15 protein-coding genes and 1 pseudogene are annotated in these 17,909 nt (G+C 71.1%); 4 read left to right on the forward strand and 12 right to left on the reverse strand.

The annotated features are described in order from the left end of the window. The 12 genes and pseudogenes from GXP76_RS24610 to GXP76_RS24660 all read right to left on the reverse strand — a co-directional run. Positions 1–1,043: ABC transporter ATP-binding protein (locus GXP76_RS24610; protein ID WP_242573770.1), on the reverse strand; the 1,043-nt coding region annotated here is incomplete at its 3' end. Beyond that, a complete protein-coding gene (locus GXP76_RS24615) occupies positions 1,040–2,146 on the reverse strand; it encodes an ABC transporter permease (protein ID WP_242573771.1) in 1,107 nt (368 codons plus the stop codon). The genes GXP76_RS24615 and GXP76_RS24610, both read right to left, overlap by 4 nt. A 3-nt stretch (positions 2,147–2,149) precedes the next feature. Next, positions 2,150–3,130, reverse strand: coding sequence for an ABC transporter permease (locus tag GXP76_RS24620; protein WP_242573772.1), 981 nt, complete (start codon positions 3,128–3,130; stop codon positions 2,150–2,152). Then, positions 3,127–4,257 (reverse strand): ABC transporter ATP-binding protein, encoded by a 1,131-nt coding sequence (locus GXP76_RS24625; protein ID WP_242573773.1) that lies wholly within the window; start codon positions 4,255–4,257, stop codon positions 3,127–3,129. The genes GXP76_RS24620 and GXP76_RS24625 overlap by 4 nt, the downstream gene beginning before the upstream one ends. Before the next feature lie 12 nt (positions 4,258–4,269). Next, positions 4,270–5,940 carry an ABC transporter substrate-binding protein gene (locus tag GXP76_RS24630; protein ID WP_242573774.1) on the reverse strand — a complete coding sequence of 557 codons (1,671 nt, stop codon included), beginning with the start codon at positions 5,938–5,940 and terminating at the stop codon, positions 4,270–4,272. Between the two features lie 416 nt (positions 5,941–6,356). Next, positions 6,357–7,331, reverse strand: a pseudogene (locus GXP76_RS24635) (LacI family DNA-binding transcriptional regulator); the annotation flags it as partial. A 387-nt stretch (positions 7,332–7,718) separates the two neighbouring features. Beyond that, positions 7,719–9,326, reverse strand: a complete 1,608-nt coding sequence (gene cimA, locus GXP76_RS24640; protein ID WP_242573775.1) for a citramalate synthase — start codon at positions 9,324–9,326, stop codon at positions 7,719–7,721. Between the two features lie 347 nt (positions 9,327–9,673). Further along, entirely contained in the window at positions 9,674–10,273 is a 600-nt protein-coding gene (locus GXP76_RS24645; RefSeq protein ID WP_242573776.1) for a TetR/AcrR family transcriptional regulator, read from the reverse strand. A gap of 159 nt (positions 10,274–10,432) precedes the next feature. Next, a complete protein-coding gene (locus tag GXP76_RS24650) occupies positions 10,433–11,536 on the reverse strand; it encodes a branched-chain amino acid aminotransferase (RefSeq protein WP_242573777.1) in 1,104 nt (367 codons plus the stop codon). A 225-nt stretch (positions 11,537–11,761) separates the two neighbouring features. Beyond that, positions 11,762–12,802, reverse strand: coding sequence for a 3-isopropylmalate dehydrogenase (locus GXP76_RS24655; protein ID WP_242573778.1), 1,041 nt, complete (start codon positions 12,800–12,802; stop codon positions 11,762–11,764). A gap of 183 nt (positions 12,803–12,985) precedes the next feature. Further along, positions 12,986–13,117 carry a hypothetical protein gene (locus tag GXP76_RS35700; protein WP_277993771.1) on the reverse strand — a complete coding sequence of 44 codons (132 nt, stop codon included), beginning with the start codon at positions 13,115–13,117 and terminating at the stop codon, positions 12,986–12,988. Between the two features lie 270 nt (positions 13,118–13,387). Continuing rightward, positions 13,388–13,933 carry a GNAT family N-acetyltransferase gene (locus GXP76_RS24660; protein ID WP_242573779.1) on the reverse strand — a complete coding sequence of 182 codons (546 nt, stop codon included), beginning with the start codon at positions 13,931–13,933 and terminating at the stop codon, positions 13,388–13,390. Between the two features lie 100 nt (positions 13,934–14,033). Here GXP76_RS24660 and GXP76_RS24665 point away from each other — a divergent pair, with 100 nt between their 5' ends. The 4 genes from GXP76_RS24665 (at position 14,034) to GXP76_RS24680 (ending at position 17,845) form a co-directional block, all read left to right on the forward strand. Then, positions 14,034–14,609: a CDP-alcohol phosphatidyltransferase family protein gene (locus GXP76_RS24665; protein WP_242573780.1), complete on the forward strand. Its 576-nt coding sequence runs from the start codon at positions 14,034–14,036 to the stop codon at positions 14,607–14,609. After that, entirely contained in the window at positions 14,606–15,484 is an 879-nt protein-coding gene (locus GXP76_RS24670) for a phosphatidate cytidylyltransferase (protein ID WP_242573781.1), read from the forward strand. The genes GXP76_RS24665 and GXP76_RS24670 overlap by 4 nt, the downstream gene beginning before the upstream one ends. Positions 15,485–15,768: 284 nt before the next feature. After that, a complete protein-coding gene (locus GXP76_RS24675) occupies positions 15,769–16,944 on the forward strand; it encodes a lysophospholipid acyltransferase family protein (RefSeq protein WP_308354206.1) in 1,176 nt (391 codons plus the stop codon). Between the two features lie 67 nt (positions 16,945–17,011). Beyond that, positions 17,012–17,845 carry a DUF1206 domain-containing protein gene (locus GXP76_RS24680; RefSeq protein WP_242573783.1) on the forward strand — a complete coding sequence of 278 codons (834 nt, stop codon included), beginning with the start codon at positions 17,012–17,014 and terminating at the stop codon, positions 17,843–17,845. Positions 17,846–17,909: the final 64 nt, after the last annotated feature.

Genomic DNA, 17,909 nt, shown 5'->3' on the forward strand with positions numbered 1-17,909 from the left:
GCGGCCGGGGGTTCCGCGGCGGAGCCGGCGGGCGGGGACTGGTGGAGCCAGCACGCCACGGTGCGTTCGGGCGCGCCGTCCGGGGCGGTGTCCGGCGCGGACAGCGCCGGTACGTGCTCGGAGCACGGGTCGAACGCCTTGCCGCAGCGCGGGTGGAAGGCGCAGCCCGTCGGCATCGCCGTCAGGTGCGGCGGTGAGCCGGGGATGCCGGTCAGCTCCCTGCGGGGGCCGTGCAGCGCGGGGAAGGAGTGGAGCAGTCCGTCGCTGTACGGGTGGCGTGGGTCGCGGTAGATCTCGGCGGCGCCCGCCTCCTCGACGATCCGGCCGCCGTACATGATCGCGATGCGGTCCGAGAACTCGATCAGCAGCGAGATGTCGTGGGTGATGAAGACGACCGAGAAGCCCAGCTCCTCGCGGAGTGCGACGAGCTTGCGCAGGATCTGGCGCTGCATCACCACGTCGAGTGCGGTGGTCGGTTCGTCCATGATGACGATCTCGGGCTCCAGTGCGAGCGCCATCGCGATCATCACGCGCTGGCGCATCCCGCCCGAGAGCTGGTGCGGGAACGCGCCGAGCCGGTCGCGGGAGATACCGACCAGGGTCAGCAACTCCTCGGCGCGCGCGGTGCGTTCGGCCGACCTCAGCTCCGGGCGGTGCGCCTTGAGGACGTCGGTGAGCTGGCTGTGCACCGTGTGCACGGGGTTGAGGGAGTTCATCGCGCCCTGGAAGACGATCGACAGCTCCTGCCAGCGGAAGGCGCGCAACTGCTGCGGCGTGAGGGCCAGCAGGTCCACCGGGGCCGCGTCGTCCCCCGGCGGCCGGTAGTGGACGTCGCCGCCGGTGATCACCCCGGGCGGCGAGAGCAGCCGGGTCACAGCGTAGGCGAGAGTGGACTTGCCGGAGCCCGACTCGCCGGCGAGGCCGAGGACCTCGCCGCGGTGCAGGGTCAGGTCGATGTCGCGCAGCGCGTGGACCGCGCCGGGGCCGGTGCCGTAATCGACATTGAGGCCGCTGATGGTCAGGACGGGGCGACCGGTCGTCATGCGCGGGGCTCCTTGTCGGGCGTGCGGTCGGGCGTCCGTGCGGGGGTGCGTTCGGGCGGGGCGGCCTTGGCGGGGCCGCTGCCGTTCGCGCCGCTCTTCGCGACGCCGCCGGCCCGCGCCCCGTTCGCCCCGCCGGCCCCGTTCGTACGGTCCGTGCGCGCCACCGGCGTGAAGCCGACCCGCATCCGGATCTTCCGCGAGGCGCCGGTCTCGGTGCGCAGCCGCGGGTTCACGAACTCGTCGATACCGAAGTTGATCAGCGCGAGCGCGGTGCCGAGGAGTGCGATGCAGAGCCCGGCGGGGACGAACCACCACCACGCGCCCTGCGCGAGCGCCTGGTTGGACTGCGCCCAGAACAGGACGGTGCCCCAGTTCCAGTTGGAGATGTCGGCGACGCCGATGAAGGCGAGGGTGATCTCCAGCAGGACGGCGAAGATGACGGTGCCGACGAAGCCTGACGCGATCACGGCGGTGAGGTTCGGCATGATCTCGAAGCCGATGATCCGCCAGGTGGGTTCTCCGGTCGCCCGCGCCGCCTCGACGTAGTCCCGCTTGCGCAGCGAGAGCGTCTGGGCGCGCAGCACCCGCGCGCCCCAGGCCCACGACGTGAAGGCGATCACGACGGCGATGAGCAGGTCGCCCGCGTCGGAGACGAAGCTGGCGATGATGATGATCAGCGGCAGCGCCGGGATGACGAGGAAGATGTTGGACAGCGCGGAGAGGATCTCGTCCATGACGCCGCCGAGGAATCCGGAGGTGACGCCGATCAGCACGGACAGGACCGTCGCGAAGAATCCGGCGACGAAGCCCACCAGGAGCACGCCCCGGGTGCCGACGAGGATCTGCGACAGCACGTCCTGACCGGTCTGCGTGGTACCGAACCAGTGGTCGCCCGACGGCGGCTGGAGCAGCTGGTCGCTCATCATGTCGGGGTCGTACGGGGCGATCCACGGGCCGATGACCGCGAGCAGGGCGAAGAATCCCAGGATCGAGATCCCGGTGAGGGTCTTGCCTCCGCGCAGGAAGCGCAGCCTGGCTCGTTTGGAGGGTGTCGGCGCCGGAGCCGCGTCGAGTACGGCGACCTCTGTTGCGGGGATGGACATGGCTCAGGCCTCCTTCCGGGTGCGCGGGTCGAGGAACAGATAGACCAGGTCCGCGAGCAGGTTCGCCGCGAGCACGGACAGCGTGATGATCAGGAAGACGCCCTGCATCAGCGGATAGTCCTTGGCGCCGACGGCCTGGAAGAGCTGGTAGCCGATGCCCGGATAGGAGAAGACCATCTCCACCAGCAGGGTGCCGCCGACGATGAAGCCCAGGGAGAGCGCGAAGCCGGAGATGTTGGGGAGGATCGCGTTGCGCGCGGCGTACGAGAACATCACGCGGCGCTCGGAGAGTCCCTTGGCCTGCGCGACCATCACGTAGTCCTCGGACGAGACGGTCACCATCATGTTGCGCATGCCGAGGATCCAGCCGGCGATGGCGCTGAGGATGATCGTGATGCCCGGCAGGAAGCCGTGGTAGAGCGCGCTGGAGATGAACGGCACGTCGAACGCGGGCACCAGTGAGCTGTCGTAGCCGCCGGCGGCCGGGAAGAGCGGCCACTTCACGGCGAACAGGGCGATGGCGATGAGCCCGAGCCAGAAGTACGGGATCGAGGAGATGAACGTCGTGACGGGCAGCAGGCTGTCCATCCAGGAACCGCGCCGCCAGCCGCTGTAGACGCCGATCCCGGTGCCGAGCAGAAAGCTGATCAGGGTGGTGAGGCCGACCAGTACCAGCGTCCAGGGCAGCGACTGCGAGATGACCTCGCTGACGGGCGTCGGGAAGAAGGTGAAGGAGAGCCCGAGGTCGCCCTGGAAGAGCTGGCCCCAGTAGTCGGTGTACTGCTGCCAGAGCGAGCGTTGCTTGTCGAGGCCGAAGAGGGCCTTGAGCGAGGCGATCGCGCTGGTGTCGAGCTGGCCCTGGAACCGGGCGATCAGCGCCTGGACCGGATCGCCGGGCATCAGCCGCGGGATCAGGAAGTTGATGGTGATCGCCGCCCACGCCGTGACGGCGTAGAAGAGGATCCTCTGGAGGACGAACTTCACTTCGCCGCCACCTCCGTCGTGCTCGTGGCGGGCCCGGAGCCCGTGGTGCCGGTGGCGCCGTCGCCGTTCGCGGGGGCGCCGGGGACGGCCGTGGTGACGGGGCGGTCCTCGTACAGCCAGCACGCCGCCCACTGGCCGTCGTCGAGCGCGAAGCGCGGCGGCAGTTCGGTGCGGCAGCGCTCCATGGCCTTGGGGCAGCGGGGGTGGAAGCGGCAGCCCCCCGGCGGGGAGATGAGTGAGGGGGGCTCGCCGCTTCCGGTCTCCTCCTGGGCCTCCTCGTCCGCGATCCGGTCGGGGTCGGGGGCCGAGGCGATCAGCAACTGGGTATAAGGGTGCGCGGGTTGCTGGGTGACGGTCTCGCTGTCGCCGCCCTCCACGATCCGGCCGGCGTACATCACCAGGGTCGTGTCCGCGAAGTACCTCGCGGACGCGATGTCGTGCGTGATGTAGAGGATCGCCAGGTGCAGGCGCTCCTTGAGGTCACGCAGCAGGTTGAGTACGCCGAGCCGGATCGAGACGTCGAGCATCGAGACCGGCTCGTCCGCGAGGAGCACCTTGGGGTCGGCACCCAGCGCCCGCGCGATGGCGACGCGCTGGCGCTGGCCGCCGGACAGCTCGTGCGGGAACTTGTCCAAGTACTGAAGAGGTGGCAGCAGTTGGACGCGTTCCAGCAGTTCGCACGCCTCCGCCTCGGTGGCCTGCTTGCCGTGGATCTTCAGCGAGCGGGTGAGGTGGTAGCGCACCGTGTGCACGGGATTGAGCGAGGCGAACGGGTCCTGGAAGATCAGCTGGACCTGTTTCACGTACGCCCGGAAGGACCGGCCGCGACCAGCCTTGACCGGGGTGCCGCCGAGCCGTATCTCGCCCTCGGTGAGCGGATACAGCTGTGACAGCAGCCGGGCCACCGTCGACTTGCCCGACCCCGACTCACCGACCAGTGCCGTGACACTGCCGCGCCGCAGGCGCAGCGAGACGTCGTCGACGGCGTGGACCGTACGGCGCCGGCGGCCGACGAGGTCGCCGACGGTCCGTCTGACGGGGAAGTGCTTGGTGACGCCGCGCGCTTCGAGCACGATGTCGTCGTGGGTGGAGGGGTTCTCGGCGGGGTCTCGGTCGTGGTTGGTCATCGGCCGGCCTCGTTACTTCGCGGGCTTGAGGTGCAGTACGACGTCCAGCGCGTTGGGCTGGGTCGGCTGCGGCGGGGCGTACGGGTCGGCCTCGGTCGGCCAGCCCACCCAGTTCTTCGTGGAGTACTCCGCCCCGATGGGCGCCGCGGCCGTCGGGATCATCGGGACCTCGTCGACCATGATCTTCTGGATGGTGTTCAGGGCCGTGGTGCGCGCGGAGTCCTCCGTCGCGTTGGCGTACTCCTTCAGCGCCTTGGTCGCCTCGGGGCTGTCGAAGCGGCCGAAGTTGCCGAGCGGCGCGTTCTTGCCGATGGGCTGGAGCAGCGCGCCGTCCATGATGTTCTGGTACATGTCGTACGGCGTGGCACCGGAGTTGGTCCAGTGCAGGGTGGCGTCGAAGTTGCCGTTGCCGACGTCGGCGGTCCACGCCTCGGCGGTCTGCGTCTTGACCTTCGCCTCGATGCCCAGGGGCTTGATGTTGTCCTTGATGATGGACAGGCCCGTGATGTAGTCGTTCCAGCCGGCGGGGTCGGTGAAGGTCAGCTTCACGGCCTTGCCGTCCGGGTCCTTCAGGACGCCGCCGTCGAGCTTGTATCCGGCCTCGTCCAGGACCTTCTTGGCCCCGGCGACGTCGGGCTTGATCGTCACGCCCTTGTACTCGGGGGCGAGGAAGGACTCACCGGCGGGCAGCGGGATGCCGGTCGGGTTGGTGATCTCCGGGTAGAGCGTGGCCTGCGCCTGGATGTGGATGGCCTTGCGGTCGACCACCATGGCCATCGCCTTGCGGAGCGCCGGGTCACCGAGCGGGCCCTTGGTGGTGTTGAACCACAGGCCGTGGATGCCGAGTCCGGAAGGGAACCAGAGCTTGTTGTTCTTGGGGTCCTTGGCGACGTACAGCTGCTTGTAGTTCGGCATGAACACGAACGACCACTCGGCCTTGCCGTTGGCGAGTGCGGTGGTCTGCGCGCTGTTGTCGTTGTACGAGGTGAAGCGGAGCTCCTTCACCTGCGTCTTGCCCTTCCAGTAGGAGGACGTGGTGTCGAGCGTCGTGGTCTGCGGCGTGAACGTCTTGAGCTTGTACGGCCCCGAGCCGAGCGGCTCGCGGTTGGGCCAGGTCGCCGGGTCCTTGACCTTCTCCCAGATGTGCTTCGGCACCACGAACGTCGTGGTGATCTTGTTCTGGTTGACGAACTGCGAGTCCTTGAAGGTGAGGACGACCTTGCCGCCCTCGACGGTTATGCCGTCGTAGGGCACGCCGTTGCCGTTGAGCGCCGGGAACTTCTTGATGAGACCGAAGGTGAACGCCACGTCCTCGGCGGTCAGCTTCTTGCCGTCCGACCACTTGGCCCGCTCGTCGATGGTGAAAGTGACCTTGGTGAAGTTCTCCTCCCACTTCCACTCGCTCGCCAGCCAGGGCTCGCCCTTCTCGCTGGGGCGCACCAGGTTCGTCATCACCAGGGGCTCGTAGATCATGTAGCGGTAGCCGAGCGACGCACCGGCGGAAGTGCCGAGGAACGGGTTGCTGTTGTTGGTCTGCGGGCCGTTCGGCATACCGATGGTGAGGACGCCGGAGGCGCCGCCTGATGACCGGTTGGCATCCGAGTTGGCCGAGGAACATCCGGCGGCGAGCGCGGCCACGACGGTGGCGGCGGCCAGCGCCCGGAGCTTGCGGTGTGCGGACATGGCGACTCCAGAAAGGGTGCGGCTCTGTGGGACGGCGGGCCGTGGGGCTGTGGTCCTGGGACCGGGTTCTGGTGCGGGTACCAGGTGCCGTGTACGGGTGTACGGGTGTACGGGACTGCCGAATTGCGGGACTGCGGGACTGCGGGTGTGCCTGGTCGGGACTGTGCGGCGTTGCGGCTGTGCGGCGTTGCGCGTGTGCACGGTGAGAGCTGTGCACCGGTACGGCGTTGCGGCTGTGCGGCGTTGCGGCTGTGCTGTGCCCTGTTGTGCTGTGCCGACCGTGTCGCTGGTGGTGCGTACGGACGTCCGTGTCACACGGGTGGCGCGGGTCAGGCGGGTACGGAGCCGATGGAGAGCGTGTCCGGGGAACTCCCGGCGACTGCACCGGAGTTGCCCCCGGATCTCGCCCCCGCCAGTGGCGCCGACTGCCGTACGACCAACTCGGTGGGCAGAACGACCGGTTCGTCCGGCGCGGTCGTCCCTCCCAGATGCCCGAGCAGCATCCGCGCCGCCGTCTCCCCCATCCGCCGGGTGGGCTGGCGGACGGTGGTCAGGGGCGGTTCGGTGTGCCGGGCCATCGGGATGTCGTCGAAACCGACCACGGCGATGTCGTCCGGCACCGACCGTCCCGCCGCGCGCAGCGCTCTCAGCGCCCCCGCGGCGCTGATGTCGTTGTGCGCGAAGACGGAGTCGAACGGGGTGCCGGCGGCGAGGAGTCGTTCGACGGCGAGGCGCCCGGACAGCTCCGTGAAGTCCCCCACGGCGACCAGGTCGGTCGGGAGGATCTCGCGGAAACCGCCGAGCCGGTCACGTACGCAGCCGAATCGCTCCGGCCCCGTGATGACCAGGGGTCTGCTGCGTCCGTCGGCCAGCAGATGGCGGGCGGCGGACGCACCTCCTTCGTGATTGGTGGTCACGACGGAGGGGAATTCGTCGGGGTGGCTGCCGCGATCGTCGATGAGCACGACCGGCAGACCCTTGTGGCTCAGGGCGATGATCTTGTCGAGCGTGTTCTCGGGTTCGACGACGAGCAGTCCGTCGAAGGCCCGCGCGGAGACCTGGGTCGTGAAGCGTTCCACCGAGTCCGCGCCGCGGTTGAAGGTGAACAGCAGCAGGCCGTAACCCGCCGCCTCCACCGTGTCCACGACGCCCTGAAGGACCTCGCCCATCCACGCCCAGGTCAGCGAGGGCACCAGCATCCCGACCGTACGGCTGTTGCCGCGGGCCAGTCCGACGGCGCCCGAACTGGGCACGTATCCAAGAGATGCGATCACGTCACGGACCCGCGCGGCCGTTCTGCCGTCGACCTCGCCCTTGGTGTTGATGACCCGGGACACGGTCGTCTTGCTGACGCCGGCCGCGCGGGCCACATCCGCAATGGTGACGCGCATCGGAGGGCCTCGAATCGTTGGGTGGAACCGGTTCCGGTACCGGTACCGGAACCGGTTCCAATTTGAGCGGTGAGTTAACCGGTCCAGACCAACGCCGTCAAGACTTCACACCGAAATTACGCGGGAGGCGACTCCTGGGGATCCAGCGGGGGTTATGCGTTCAGGTTCTGAATGTTCAATCCCTTGACCGGAGTTCACATCGGAGTTCATGCTCGCCCCGTGAACGGAGCGAAGGCGCGGCTGTACGGCTGCAATGGTTCCGGGGCTCAGCCGCACGGGGGCGGCCAACCGGAAGTCGCGGGGCCGGGCTTGACCGGGGGCTGCGGAGGGGGTGCCGGTGGCCGGGCGGTCGCCGACACCCTGTGGGCGGTACGTGGGCCGGTCGCCCTACTCGGCCGGTTCGACCCCCGCCCGCAGCAGCCCGTAGGTGTACGCGTCCTCCAGGGCCTGCCACGACGCGGCGATCACGTTCTCCCCGACGCCCACCGTCGACCACTCCGCCGTGCCGTCCCCCGTGGTGATGAGGACGCGGGTCGTCGACTCCGTGCCGTGCTTGCCTTCCAGGATGCGGACCTTGTAGTCCACCAACTCCAGCTTCGCCAGCTGGGGGTAGATGCGCTCCAGGCCGACCCGCATGGCCCGGTCCAGCGCGTTGACCGGGCCGTTGCCCTCCGCGGTGGCGACGATGCGCTCGCCCTTGGCCCACAGCTTCACAGTCGCCTCGTTGGCGTGCGAGCCGTCCGGGCGGTCCTCGACGATCGCGCGCCACGACTCCGTACGGAAGTAGCGCCGCGCCCTGCCCTCGGCCTCCTCACGCAGCAGCAGCTCGAAAGAGGCGTCGGCCGCCTCGTACGTGTAGCCCTTGAGCTCGCGCTCCTTCACCCGGCCGACGACGCGGCCGACCAGATCGCGGTCGTCGCCGAGGTCGATGCCCAGTTCCCTGCCCTTGAGCTCGATCGAGGCGCGCCCGGCCATGTCGGAGACGAGCATCCGCATGGTGTTGCCGACCTGTACGGGGTCGATGTGCTGGTAGAGGTCGGGATCGACCTTGATCGCGGAGGCGTGCAGTCCGGCCTTGTGCGCGAAGGCGGAGACGCCGACGTACGGCTGGTGGGTGGAGGGCGTCAGATTGACGACCTCGGCGATGGCGTGCGAGATCCTGGTCATCTCGGACAGGGCGCCCGGGGGCAGGACCCGCTTGCCGTACTTCAGCTCCAGCGCGGCGACGACGGGGAAGAGGTTCGCGTTGCCGACGCGTTCGCCGTAACCGTTGGCGGTGCACTGCACGTGCGTGGCGCCCGCGTCGACGGCGGCGAGGGTGTTGGCGACGGCGCAGCCGGTGTCGTCCTGGGCGTGGATGCCGAGCCGGGCGCCGGTGTCGGCGAGCACGGTGGCGACCACGGCCTGGATCTGGGCGGGCAGCATGCCGCCGTTGGTGTCGCAGAGGATGACGACGTCCGCGCCGGCCTCGGAGGCGGCCCTGACGACGGCCTTGGCGTACTCGGGGTTCGCGCGGTAACCGTCGAAGAAGTGCTCGCAGTCGACGAAGACGCGTCTGCCCTGTTCACGCAGGTGGGAGACGGTGTCCGCGACCATCGCCAGGTTCTCTTCGAGCGTCGTGCGGAGCGCGAGCTCGACGTGCCGGTCGTGCGATTTGGCGACCAGCGTGATCACCGGGGCGCCGGACTCCAGCAGAGCCCTGACCTGCGGGTCGTCCGCGGCGTGGGCACCGGGGCGGCGTGTGGCGCCGAAGGCGACGAGCTTGGCGTGCTTGAAGTCGATCTCGCTGCGGGCACGGGCGAAGAACTCGGTGTCCCGCGGGTTGGCGCCCGGCCAGCCGCCCTCGACGAACCCCACCCCGAAGTCGTCCAGGTGCCGCGCGATGGTCAGCTTGTCGGCGACCGTCAGATTGATGCCCTCGCGCTGGGCTCCGTCGCGCAGCGTGGTGTCGAAGACATGGAAACTGTCGTCGGTGACCGTTGGCTCTGTGGTCATGACTCTGTGACTCCTGTTGAGTGAGGGAGGGTCTGGCTCCACTGCCACCGTCTTCGCGTGCTCCCGTTTCGGCCGGGGTGGGGCCGGAAAACGAAAAAACCCCTCGCGGGTGCGAGAGGTCTGCGCGCGGGTCTGGGGCACGATGGCCGCCGCGTACGTGGTGGTACGGAGCGGTCACTGCGGACCGGCGCGCCTGCTGCCCATAATCATGGCGAACGAGAACACGTCAGCATTCTGGCACGTTTGTCCCCTGGTGGAAGCCCCGTCTCACGATGCGGGCGGTGCGGGTGTGTCCTGTGGGCGGTGGTGTGCTGGGACAGCGGCGGCGGGGCGGCCCCGTACCGGGCTCAGAGCAGCGAGTCCTCGATGAACTCGCGAACATGTCGCAGGACTTGGGCTCTGCCTGTGCCCGGTATGCCGACCACCACATGGACGCTGAAGCCGTCGAGCAGGGCGCGGAGTCGGGCGGCGAATCTGTCGGGGTCGACCGCCCGCAGCTCGCCGTGCGAGATCCCCTCGGCGAGCAGGGCGACCAGGTCCCGGTGCCAGGCCCGCTCGATCGCCGCCTGCCGGGCGCGGGCGTCGCCCTCGGCGTCCTGCGAACGGTTCCAGACCTCCAGCCAGAGCGTCCAGTGCGGATCGCGGTGGCCCGCGGGGACGTACAGGTCGACGTACGCGTCCAGCCGCTCCCGCACCGTCGCCTGCCCGGACAGCAACCCCCGGCGCTCGGCGCCGCGCCGTGTCTCGCTCCACTCCAGGGTCTGGAGCAGCAGCTCGTCCTTCGTACGGAAGTAGTAGAGGAGGTGCCCGCTGCTCATCCCGACGTCACGTCCGAGCCCCGCCATGGTGAGCCCGTCGAGCCCGCCCCCGGCGATGGTGTCCATGGCGGCGGCGAGCACGGCCTCGCGGGGCGGGGCGGCGTTGCGGCGGCGCGCGGTGGGTGTCACCCGTCCGTTGTACCTGATGCGGGCACACGGGGTTGTCGGTGGGTCACACAGCGAATCCCGGCACGGCGGTGCGCACGGAGCGGACCGGGCACCGGTGCGGAACCCCTCCTCGTGAGGAGGGGTTCCGCACCGCTCGCCGGTGAAGCCACGGGCTCCGCGTCAGCCCACCTGGTGCATCCACCCGTGGGCGTCGTCGGCCCGGCCCGTCTGGATGTCCAGCAGGGCCTCGCGCAGCTTCGACGTGACGGCGCCGGACTCCCCGCCCGAGTGCGTCCACTCGCCGCTCGCCGACCTGACGAGCCCGACCGGGGTGATGACGGCGGCCGTGCCGCACGCGAAGACCTCGGTGAGGGTGCCGTTCTCCGTGTCGCGGCGCCACTCGTCGACGGAGATCCGGCGCTCCTGCGAGGTGTAGCCGAGGTCGCCGGCCAGTCTCAGCAGCGAGTCACGGGTGATTCCGGCCAGCAGCGAGCCGGTGAGTTCGGGAGTGACGATCTTGTCCCCGTACACGAAGTACAGGTTCATCCCGCCCAGTTCCTCGACCCACTTGTGCTCGACGGCGTCCAGGTAGGCGACCTGGTCGCAGCCCTCCGCCGCGGCCTCGGCCTGCGCGAGGAGGGACGCCGCGTAGTTGCCGCCGGTCTTGGCGTCGCCCATGCCGCCCGGAACGGCGCGCACCCGGTTCTCGGAGAGCCAGATGGAGACGGGCTTCACGCCGCCGGGGAAGTACGCGCCGGCCGGGGAGGCGATGACCAGGAACAGGTACTCGTTCGCGGGCCGCACCCCGAGGCCGACCTCGGCCGCGATCATGAACGGCCGCAGATACAGCGACGCCTCACCGCCGTGCGGCGGGACCCACGCCTCGTCCTGCCGGACCAGCGCGTCGCATGCCTCGATGAACGTCTCGACGGGCAGCTCCGGCATCGCCAGCCGGCGGGCGGAGGTCTGGAAGCGCCGGGCGTTGGCCTCGGGCCGGAAGGTGGCGACGGTGCCGTCCGGGCGGCGGTAGGCCTTGAGCCCCTCGAAGATCTCCTGCGCGTAGTGCAGCGTCATGTTGGCCGGGTCGAGGGAGAGCGGGCCGTAGGGGACGAGCTGCGCGTCGTGCCAGCCCCGGCCCTCCGTCCACCTGATGGTCACCATGTTGTCGGTGAAGTGGCGGCCGAAGCCGGGGGCGGCCAGGATCGCCTCCCGCTTGGCGTCGGACAGCGGATTCGACGAAGGCTTCAGCGCGAGCGTGGGCAACGGTGTCGTGGGCGTGGTCATGAATTCTTGTCCTTCACCGGTTGTGTGTGACGGACCGCGCTCACGCCGCTACAGGTACTAGGACGTCCGAGCTTTCCCTCATGCCGCGGCCCGGAGCGATTATCGCGTCCGGCGGCGCTGGGCATGAAACGGGGTGAATGCGGCCCTACGGATGATGGTGACACCCGGTGGCCGCAAAGCACAGCCGCCGGGTGCTGTGACCCGGCGGCTGTGGGAGTCGTCGGGTCAGCCCGCTACTCGTACGACGAGCGCGTCACCGATCTCGTCGGTCGTACGGGGCGCACCGCCGCGCTCCGCGAGGTCGGCCGCGACGGCCTCCTCGACGCGGACGGCCTCGGCCTCGAAGCCGAGGTGCCGCAGCAGCAGTGCGACCGAGAGGATCGTGGCCGTGGGGTCGGCCTTCCCCTGGCCCGCGATGTCCGGCGCCGAGCCGTGGACGGGCTCGAACATGGACGGGAACGCCCGGTCGGGGTTGATGTTCGCGGACGCGGCCAGGCCGATGCCGCCGGTCACGGCGGCGGCGAGGTCGGTGAGGATGTCACCGAAGAGGTTGTCGGTGACGATCACGTCGAAGCGCTCGGGCTGGGTGACGAAGAAGATCGTCGCGGCGTCGACGTGCAGATAGTCGGTGGAGACACCGGGGTACTCCTGGCCGACCCGGTCGAAGATCCTCTTCCAGAGGTGGCCCGCGTGGACGAGGACGTTGTTCTTGTGGACCAGCGTCAGCTTCTTGCGGGGGCGGGAGTCGGCGCGCTCGTACGCGTCGCGTACGACACGCTCCACGCCGTACGCCGTATTGAGGCTGACCTCGGTGGCCACCTCGGCGGGCGTATCGGTGCGCAGGGAACCACCGTTGCCCGTGTACGGGCCCTCGGTGCCTTCGCGTACGACGACGAAGTCGATGTCCGGGCGTCCGGCCAGCGGGGTCGCCTGGTTCGGGAAGAGCTTCGACGGGCGCAGGTTGACGTAGTGGTCGAAGGCGAACCGCAGCTTCAGCAGCAGCCCCCGTTCCAGGATCCCGGACGGCACGGACGGGTCGCCGATGGCACCGAGGAGGATCGCGTCGTGCGCCTTGAGCGCGGCGAGTTCCGAGTCCGGGAGGGTCTCCCCGGTACGGTGCCAGCGCCGGGCGCCGAGGTCGTACTCCTTGGTCTCCAGCTTCACATCCTGCGGGAGCACGGAGCCGAGGACCTTCAGGCCCTGGGCCACGACCTCCTGGCCGATGCCGTCACCGGGGATCACTGCGAGATTGATGCTGCGAGACATGACGGGCACCTTACTGCGCGTCCCAGTGCCTGACACGCGCGGTCCACGATGCGGACGACGCGTGTTGCGCGCGGACGCGGGCCCGCCGGAGGCAGGCCCGCCGACGCGGCACACCGGGCGGCGCCGGGGCGCGGTTGAGCCGCACGGTCACGGCGCCGCGCCCGGCGGTGGGGCGGCCCCGGCTCAGTGGCCGGTGGAGCCGCCGTTGTCCCTGCGGTCGAGGGCACGCTGGAGCGCCGCCGCCGCGTTCTTGCGGTCGGACTCACTGCCTCGGGGGGTGTGACGGACTCGGCGGCGGATGGTCGTCTCGGCCATGGTGATCGACTCCTTGGACAGCTGGGCATACGGCCGGGGGAAGCCGTATGAGGCATCTGCGAGGCGCCGGTTGGGCGGGGAGCACGCCTACAGGGGTTGCCTGTGTGGGGGCGACTGCTCACGTCCGCCGTTCGCTGGGTCGAGCGAATCGTTCGGCTTCTACAAAGCTAAGGGAGCGAAGCCGTTCTGTCTCCACAGTTAGTCGGACGTCCTACCATCTGAGACGGACACCGACTCAAGGGCCGCTCCGCCCGCTCGACCGGCCGCCGTCTACAGCACGTCGCCGTCGCGCCAGTCGAAGATCAACGCTTCGTCGGCGGAGGGGAGTTCGCGGTCCGGCACCGGCCAGAGATACGTCGTCCCCTCCTCCTCCGGCAGCCGTACGACCCCGTCCGGGCTCAGCGCCTCGACCCGGCCCTGCCACAGGTGCCAGCCGCGCGAGCGGTAGAGGCGGGCGCCGGAGTCGGAGGCGGACAGCGCGCCCACGTCGTACGCCCGGGCGATCACCCGCTCCAGTACCTCCAGGACCCGGCCGCCGCGCCCGTCGCCGCGCCGGTCGGGGCGCACGCCGACCGCTTCGACGTAACCCACGCGGTACGACCGTCCCGCGTGCGTCAGCCGGCGCTGGATCACGCTGCCGTGGGCGACGAGCGCGCCCGTCGTGTCCCGTACGAGGACATGGACGCCGCCGAGCCCGTGCGTCCAGTCCTCCTCACTGAAGGCCCCGTCGAAGGCGTCGTCCAGGAAGACGCGGATCTCGCCGAGGGTCGCCGGGTCGAGCTCGAAGGTATGGGCGGTACGCAGCGGGTCTGACATGTTTCTCACTCTTCCAGGCCGGGCGCCCGCGCACGTACTCAGTGCGCGGTTGAGTAGTTGCTCCATGTCGAAAAAACGTGCCTGCCGCGACAGTTGGCCCATGAACGGCCTTTACGCACTTAAGCCCTGGTACGCGTCCCGGCTCTCCGGAGTCCGGGCCGCCCTCGTCCGTCGCGAGGTGTCGCCCGACACGCTGACCGCGGCGGGGGTCGTCAGCGCGGCCGGTGCGGCCGCCGCCGTGGCGTGGCTGCCCACCGGACCGCTCGCCGCGCTCCCCGTCGCCGCCCTGCTCGCGGCCCGGCTGGCCTTCGCCAACCTCGACGGGGCGCTGGCCCGCGACACCGGGCGCACGACGCGGCGCGGCGCCGTCCTCAACGAGGTCGGCGACCGCGCGGCCGACCTGGTCGTGCTGGCCGGCTTCGTCGCGCTGGCGCCGCTGTGGCTGGTCGCGGTGGCCGCTCTGGCGGCGACGCTCCCGTCCTGGGTGTCCCTCGCGGGTGCGGCGGCGGGCGCGCCGCGCCGTAACGGGGGGCCGGTCGGCAAGACAGAACGGTGCCTGCTCGTCGTCATCGCCGCCGCGACGGGCTGGGCGGTGCCGGTGCTCGTCGTGATCGCGGTGGGTTCGGCGCTCACGGCGCTCGTGCGGTTCGGCTGGGTCTGGAGGAAGCTCGCATGAGCGCCGTCATGGTCGCGGGTGAGGCCGTGGGGCGCGCCGTTCCCCTCGTCGCCGGCGCCCTCGGGGCGAGCGGGATCGCGGTGGCGGCGCTGCCGTCGCGGGTCGAGGTGCGGGCGGAGCTGCGCAAGCGGTGGCGGACGTGGGCGATCGCCGCCCCGGTCTTCCTCGGAACGCTGTTCCTGGGCGCCGGGGGCGCGTTCGCGCTCGCCGCGGCGCTCGGGGTGACCGCGGTGAGCGAGTACGCGCGGATGACGGGGCTGCCGCGTCCGGAGCACGCCGTACTGGCGGTGGCCGCCGTCGTACTCCCGGCGCTGGCGTGGCTGGTGCCGGCCGCGGTGGACCCGCGGGCGGTCGACCTGAGGGTGGTGGCGCTGCTTCTCGTGGCGGCGGTGCTGCCGGCGCTGCTGGCCGGCGACCACGAGCGGGGTTTCACCCGCTCCGCGCGCACCGTCTTCGCCCTGTTGTGGATCCCCCTCCCGCTCACCGGCCTTGTGGTGCTCCAGGAGACGGCGGTCGCGGTCGGGCTGGCGGTGGCGCTCGGCGACATCGGGGCGTGGTGCGGCGGCACGGCGCTGGGGCGGCGCGGCCCGCTCTCCCGCCCGCTGTCGCCCCTCTCCCCCAGCAAGACGTGGGCGGGTGTCCTCGGCGCGGCGGCGGCGACCGCGCTCGCGCTGGCCGCCGTCGGGGCCTTCACGCCGCTGCTGTGGGCGGCCGTGCTGGCCGGCTGCGTACTCGGCGATCTGCTCGAATCCATGGTCAAGCGGGAGGCGGGCGTGAAGGACGCGGGCAGTTGGCTGCCGGGCTTCGGCGGGCTGCTCGACCGGATCGACTCCCTGCTGCTGGCTCTCCTGCTCGCGATGGTGGTGACGGCATGACGGCACGTACCGCTTCCCGTACGGGGGCCGGGGCGCGTTCGAAGCCGCGGCGGCCACGCCGCCGCCCGACGTCCGCCGGGCACCGACGACGGCGCGCGGGCGTGCGCGCGGAGCCAGGTCGGGGCGTGGGCGCGGCGGCTGTGGCGTTCGCGGCCGGCGGCCCCGGTGACCTCCGCGAGCGCGGGACACGGCGGCGCCGTGGCGCCGGGCGGCGCGGTCCGGTGCTCGGCCGTGGGCGGGGGCGGGGGCGGCGCGCCGTCTCCGGCGGCCCCGGCCCGGCGCCGGTGCCCGCCCTGGCGCCCTCGCGGTTCGGCGCTGTCCTGCGGCGCGCCCTGTGGTGGGTCGTCCTCACCGTCACCGGCGGGGTGCGGCGGCGGGGCCAACTGCCGCCCCGTGGGTGCGTGGTTGTGGCCAACCACTCCTCGCACGCCGACACCGCCGCGCTCCTGGCGGCGCTCGACGCCCGGCACCGTCCCGCCATCGGGGCGGCGGCGGACTACTGGTTCGCCTCGCCGTGGCGGCGGCGCGTCTGCCGGATCCTGGCGGCTGGTTTCCCGGTACGGCGCACCGGCGGCGGCATGGACGACCTGATGTCCATGACGGACGGGCTGCGGGCCGGGCGCGCGGTCGTCCTGTTCCCCGAGGGCACGCGCGGGGCGGACGGCACGGTCGGCGCCTTCCACCGCGGCGCCCTGGTGCTCGCGGAGCGCGCGGGCGTCCCGGTCGTACCGGTGGGCATCACTGGCACGGACCGGCTGCTGCCCAAGCACGGGCGGCTGAGGTCGTCGACGGTGCGGGTGCGGATCGGCGAGCCGCTGCCACCGTCGGCCACCGCGGAGGACGCGCGGGCGGCGGTCGCGGCTCTGCACGGCGGTACGGCTCCGGAGGCGCCACGCGACTCCCCCGTACGGCGCCGGGTGGCGGCGGTGGCCCTGTCCCGCTGGGGGCTGCCGCTCGCCTTCGCCTGGGCCTGCGCGGAGGCGCTGAGCTGGCCGCTGATGCCCGAACTGCTGCTGGGCATCGCGTGTGTGGCCGCCCCCCGTGCGGCGCCGCGGCTCTCCCTCGCCGCGCTCGCCGGCAGCCTCGCGGGCGGACTGCTGGCACTCCAACTGGCGAACACGGGGCATCAGTTGCCCGCACCGCTGACGACGGACCGGATGCGCGCGGAGGTACGGCACCAGCTGGCCGTCGAGTCGGCGTCCGCCGTGCGCCACCAGCCGTGGAACGGTGTCCCGTTCAAGGTGTATGCCGCCGAGGCGGGCCGCGCCGGCGTGCCGGCGGGCGACTGGCTCGCCGAGTCCGCCCGGGCACGCGGCTCGCGGACCCTGACGGTGGGCCTGTTCTTCGGAACGCTCGGTCTGCTGCTGCACCGTCTGCGCCGGCACTACGGCGCGTACGTGGCCCTGCTGGGTGCCGGCTTCGCCGTCGGGCTCTCACTCGTCGTGGCGGGCTGGAGCTGAGCCGAGCCCCTCCCCCGTTTCCACATCCGCGCCGGGGGCACTCGACGGGCGATGGGGAGGGAGCCACATGAACGCACGGACGATGTCACTCAGAGGTCGTAGCAAGGGCCGTCAGGCGGCGAACAGTTCTGCGATGGACGTCGCGGCACGCTGGGGTTTCGCCGCGCGCGGCGTCATCTATCTGCTGATCGGGCTGCTGGCGCTGCAGATCGCCTTCGGAGGCGGCGGCGAGCAGGCCGACCGCGGCGGCGCGCTGTCCGAGATCGGCGAGAAGCCCATGGGCTCGTTCGTCCTGTGGGCGCTGGGGATCGGCCTCGTCGGCATGTGCCTGTGGCGGCTGTCCGAGGCGCTGTTCGGGGCCTCGGGACCCGACGGCCACAAGACGAGCACACGGCTGCTGTCGGCCGGGCGCTTCCTCTTCTACGCCTTCGTGGCCTACTCGGTCCTCACCTTCGCCGCCGGCGACAAGGGCGGCTCGTCGGGCGACCAGCAGTCGCAGGACGTCACGGCCAAGGCGCTGGAACTGCCCGCGGGCCAGTGGCTGGTCGGCGCGGCCGGTATCGGCATTCTGGGCGCCGGGCTGTGGATCGGGGTGCGGGCCGCGAGGCGGTCGTACCACAAGCACCTCAAGCTCGGGCAGATGTCCCGGGGGGCGAAGCGGTACATCGACGTGACCGGGGTCGGCGGCGGACTGGCGCGCGGGCTGCTGTTCGCGGCGCTGGGCTGGTTCGTGATCAAGGCGGCCGTGGACTACGAGCCCGACAAGGCGAAGGGCTTCGACGCGACGCTGCGTTCGTTCACGGACACCCCCGCCGGTCCGTGGCTGCTGGTGCTGGTCGCGGTGGGCCTGGTCCTCTTCGGGATGTTCTCGTTCGGCATGGCGCGCTACCGGAAGGTCTGAGCCGAGCACACAGGTCGTGCCGTGGCCCCCACCTCCGTACGGAGGTGGGGGCCACGGCACGACC

It is taken from the genome of Streptomyces sp. NP-1717, from assembly GCF_022695985.1.
GTDB lineage: Bacteria > Actinomycetota > Actinomycetes > Streptomycetales > Streptomycetaceae > Streptomyces.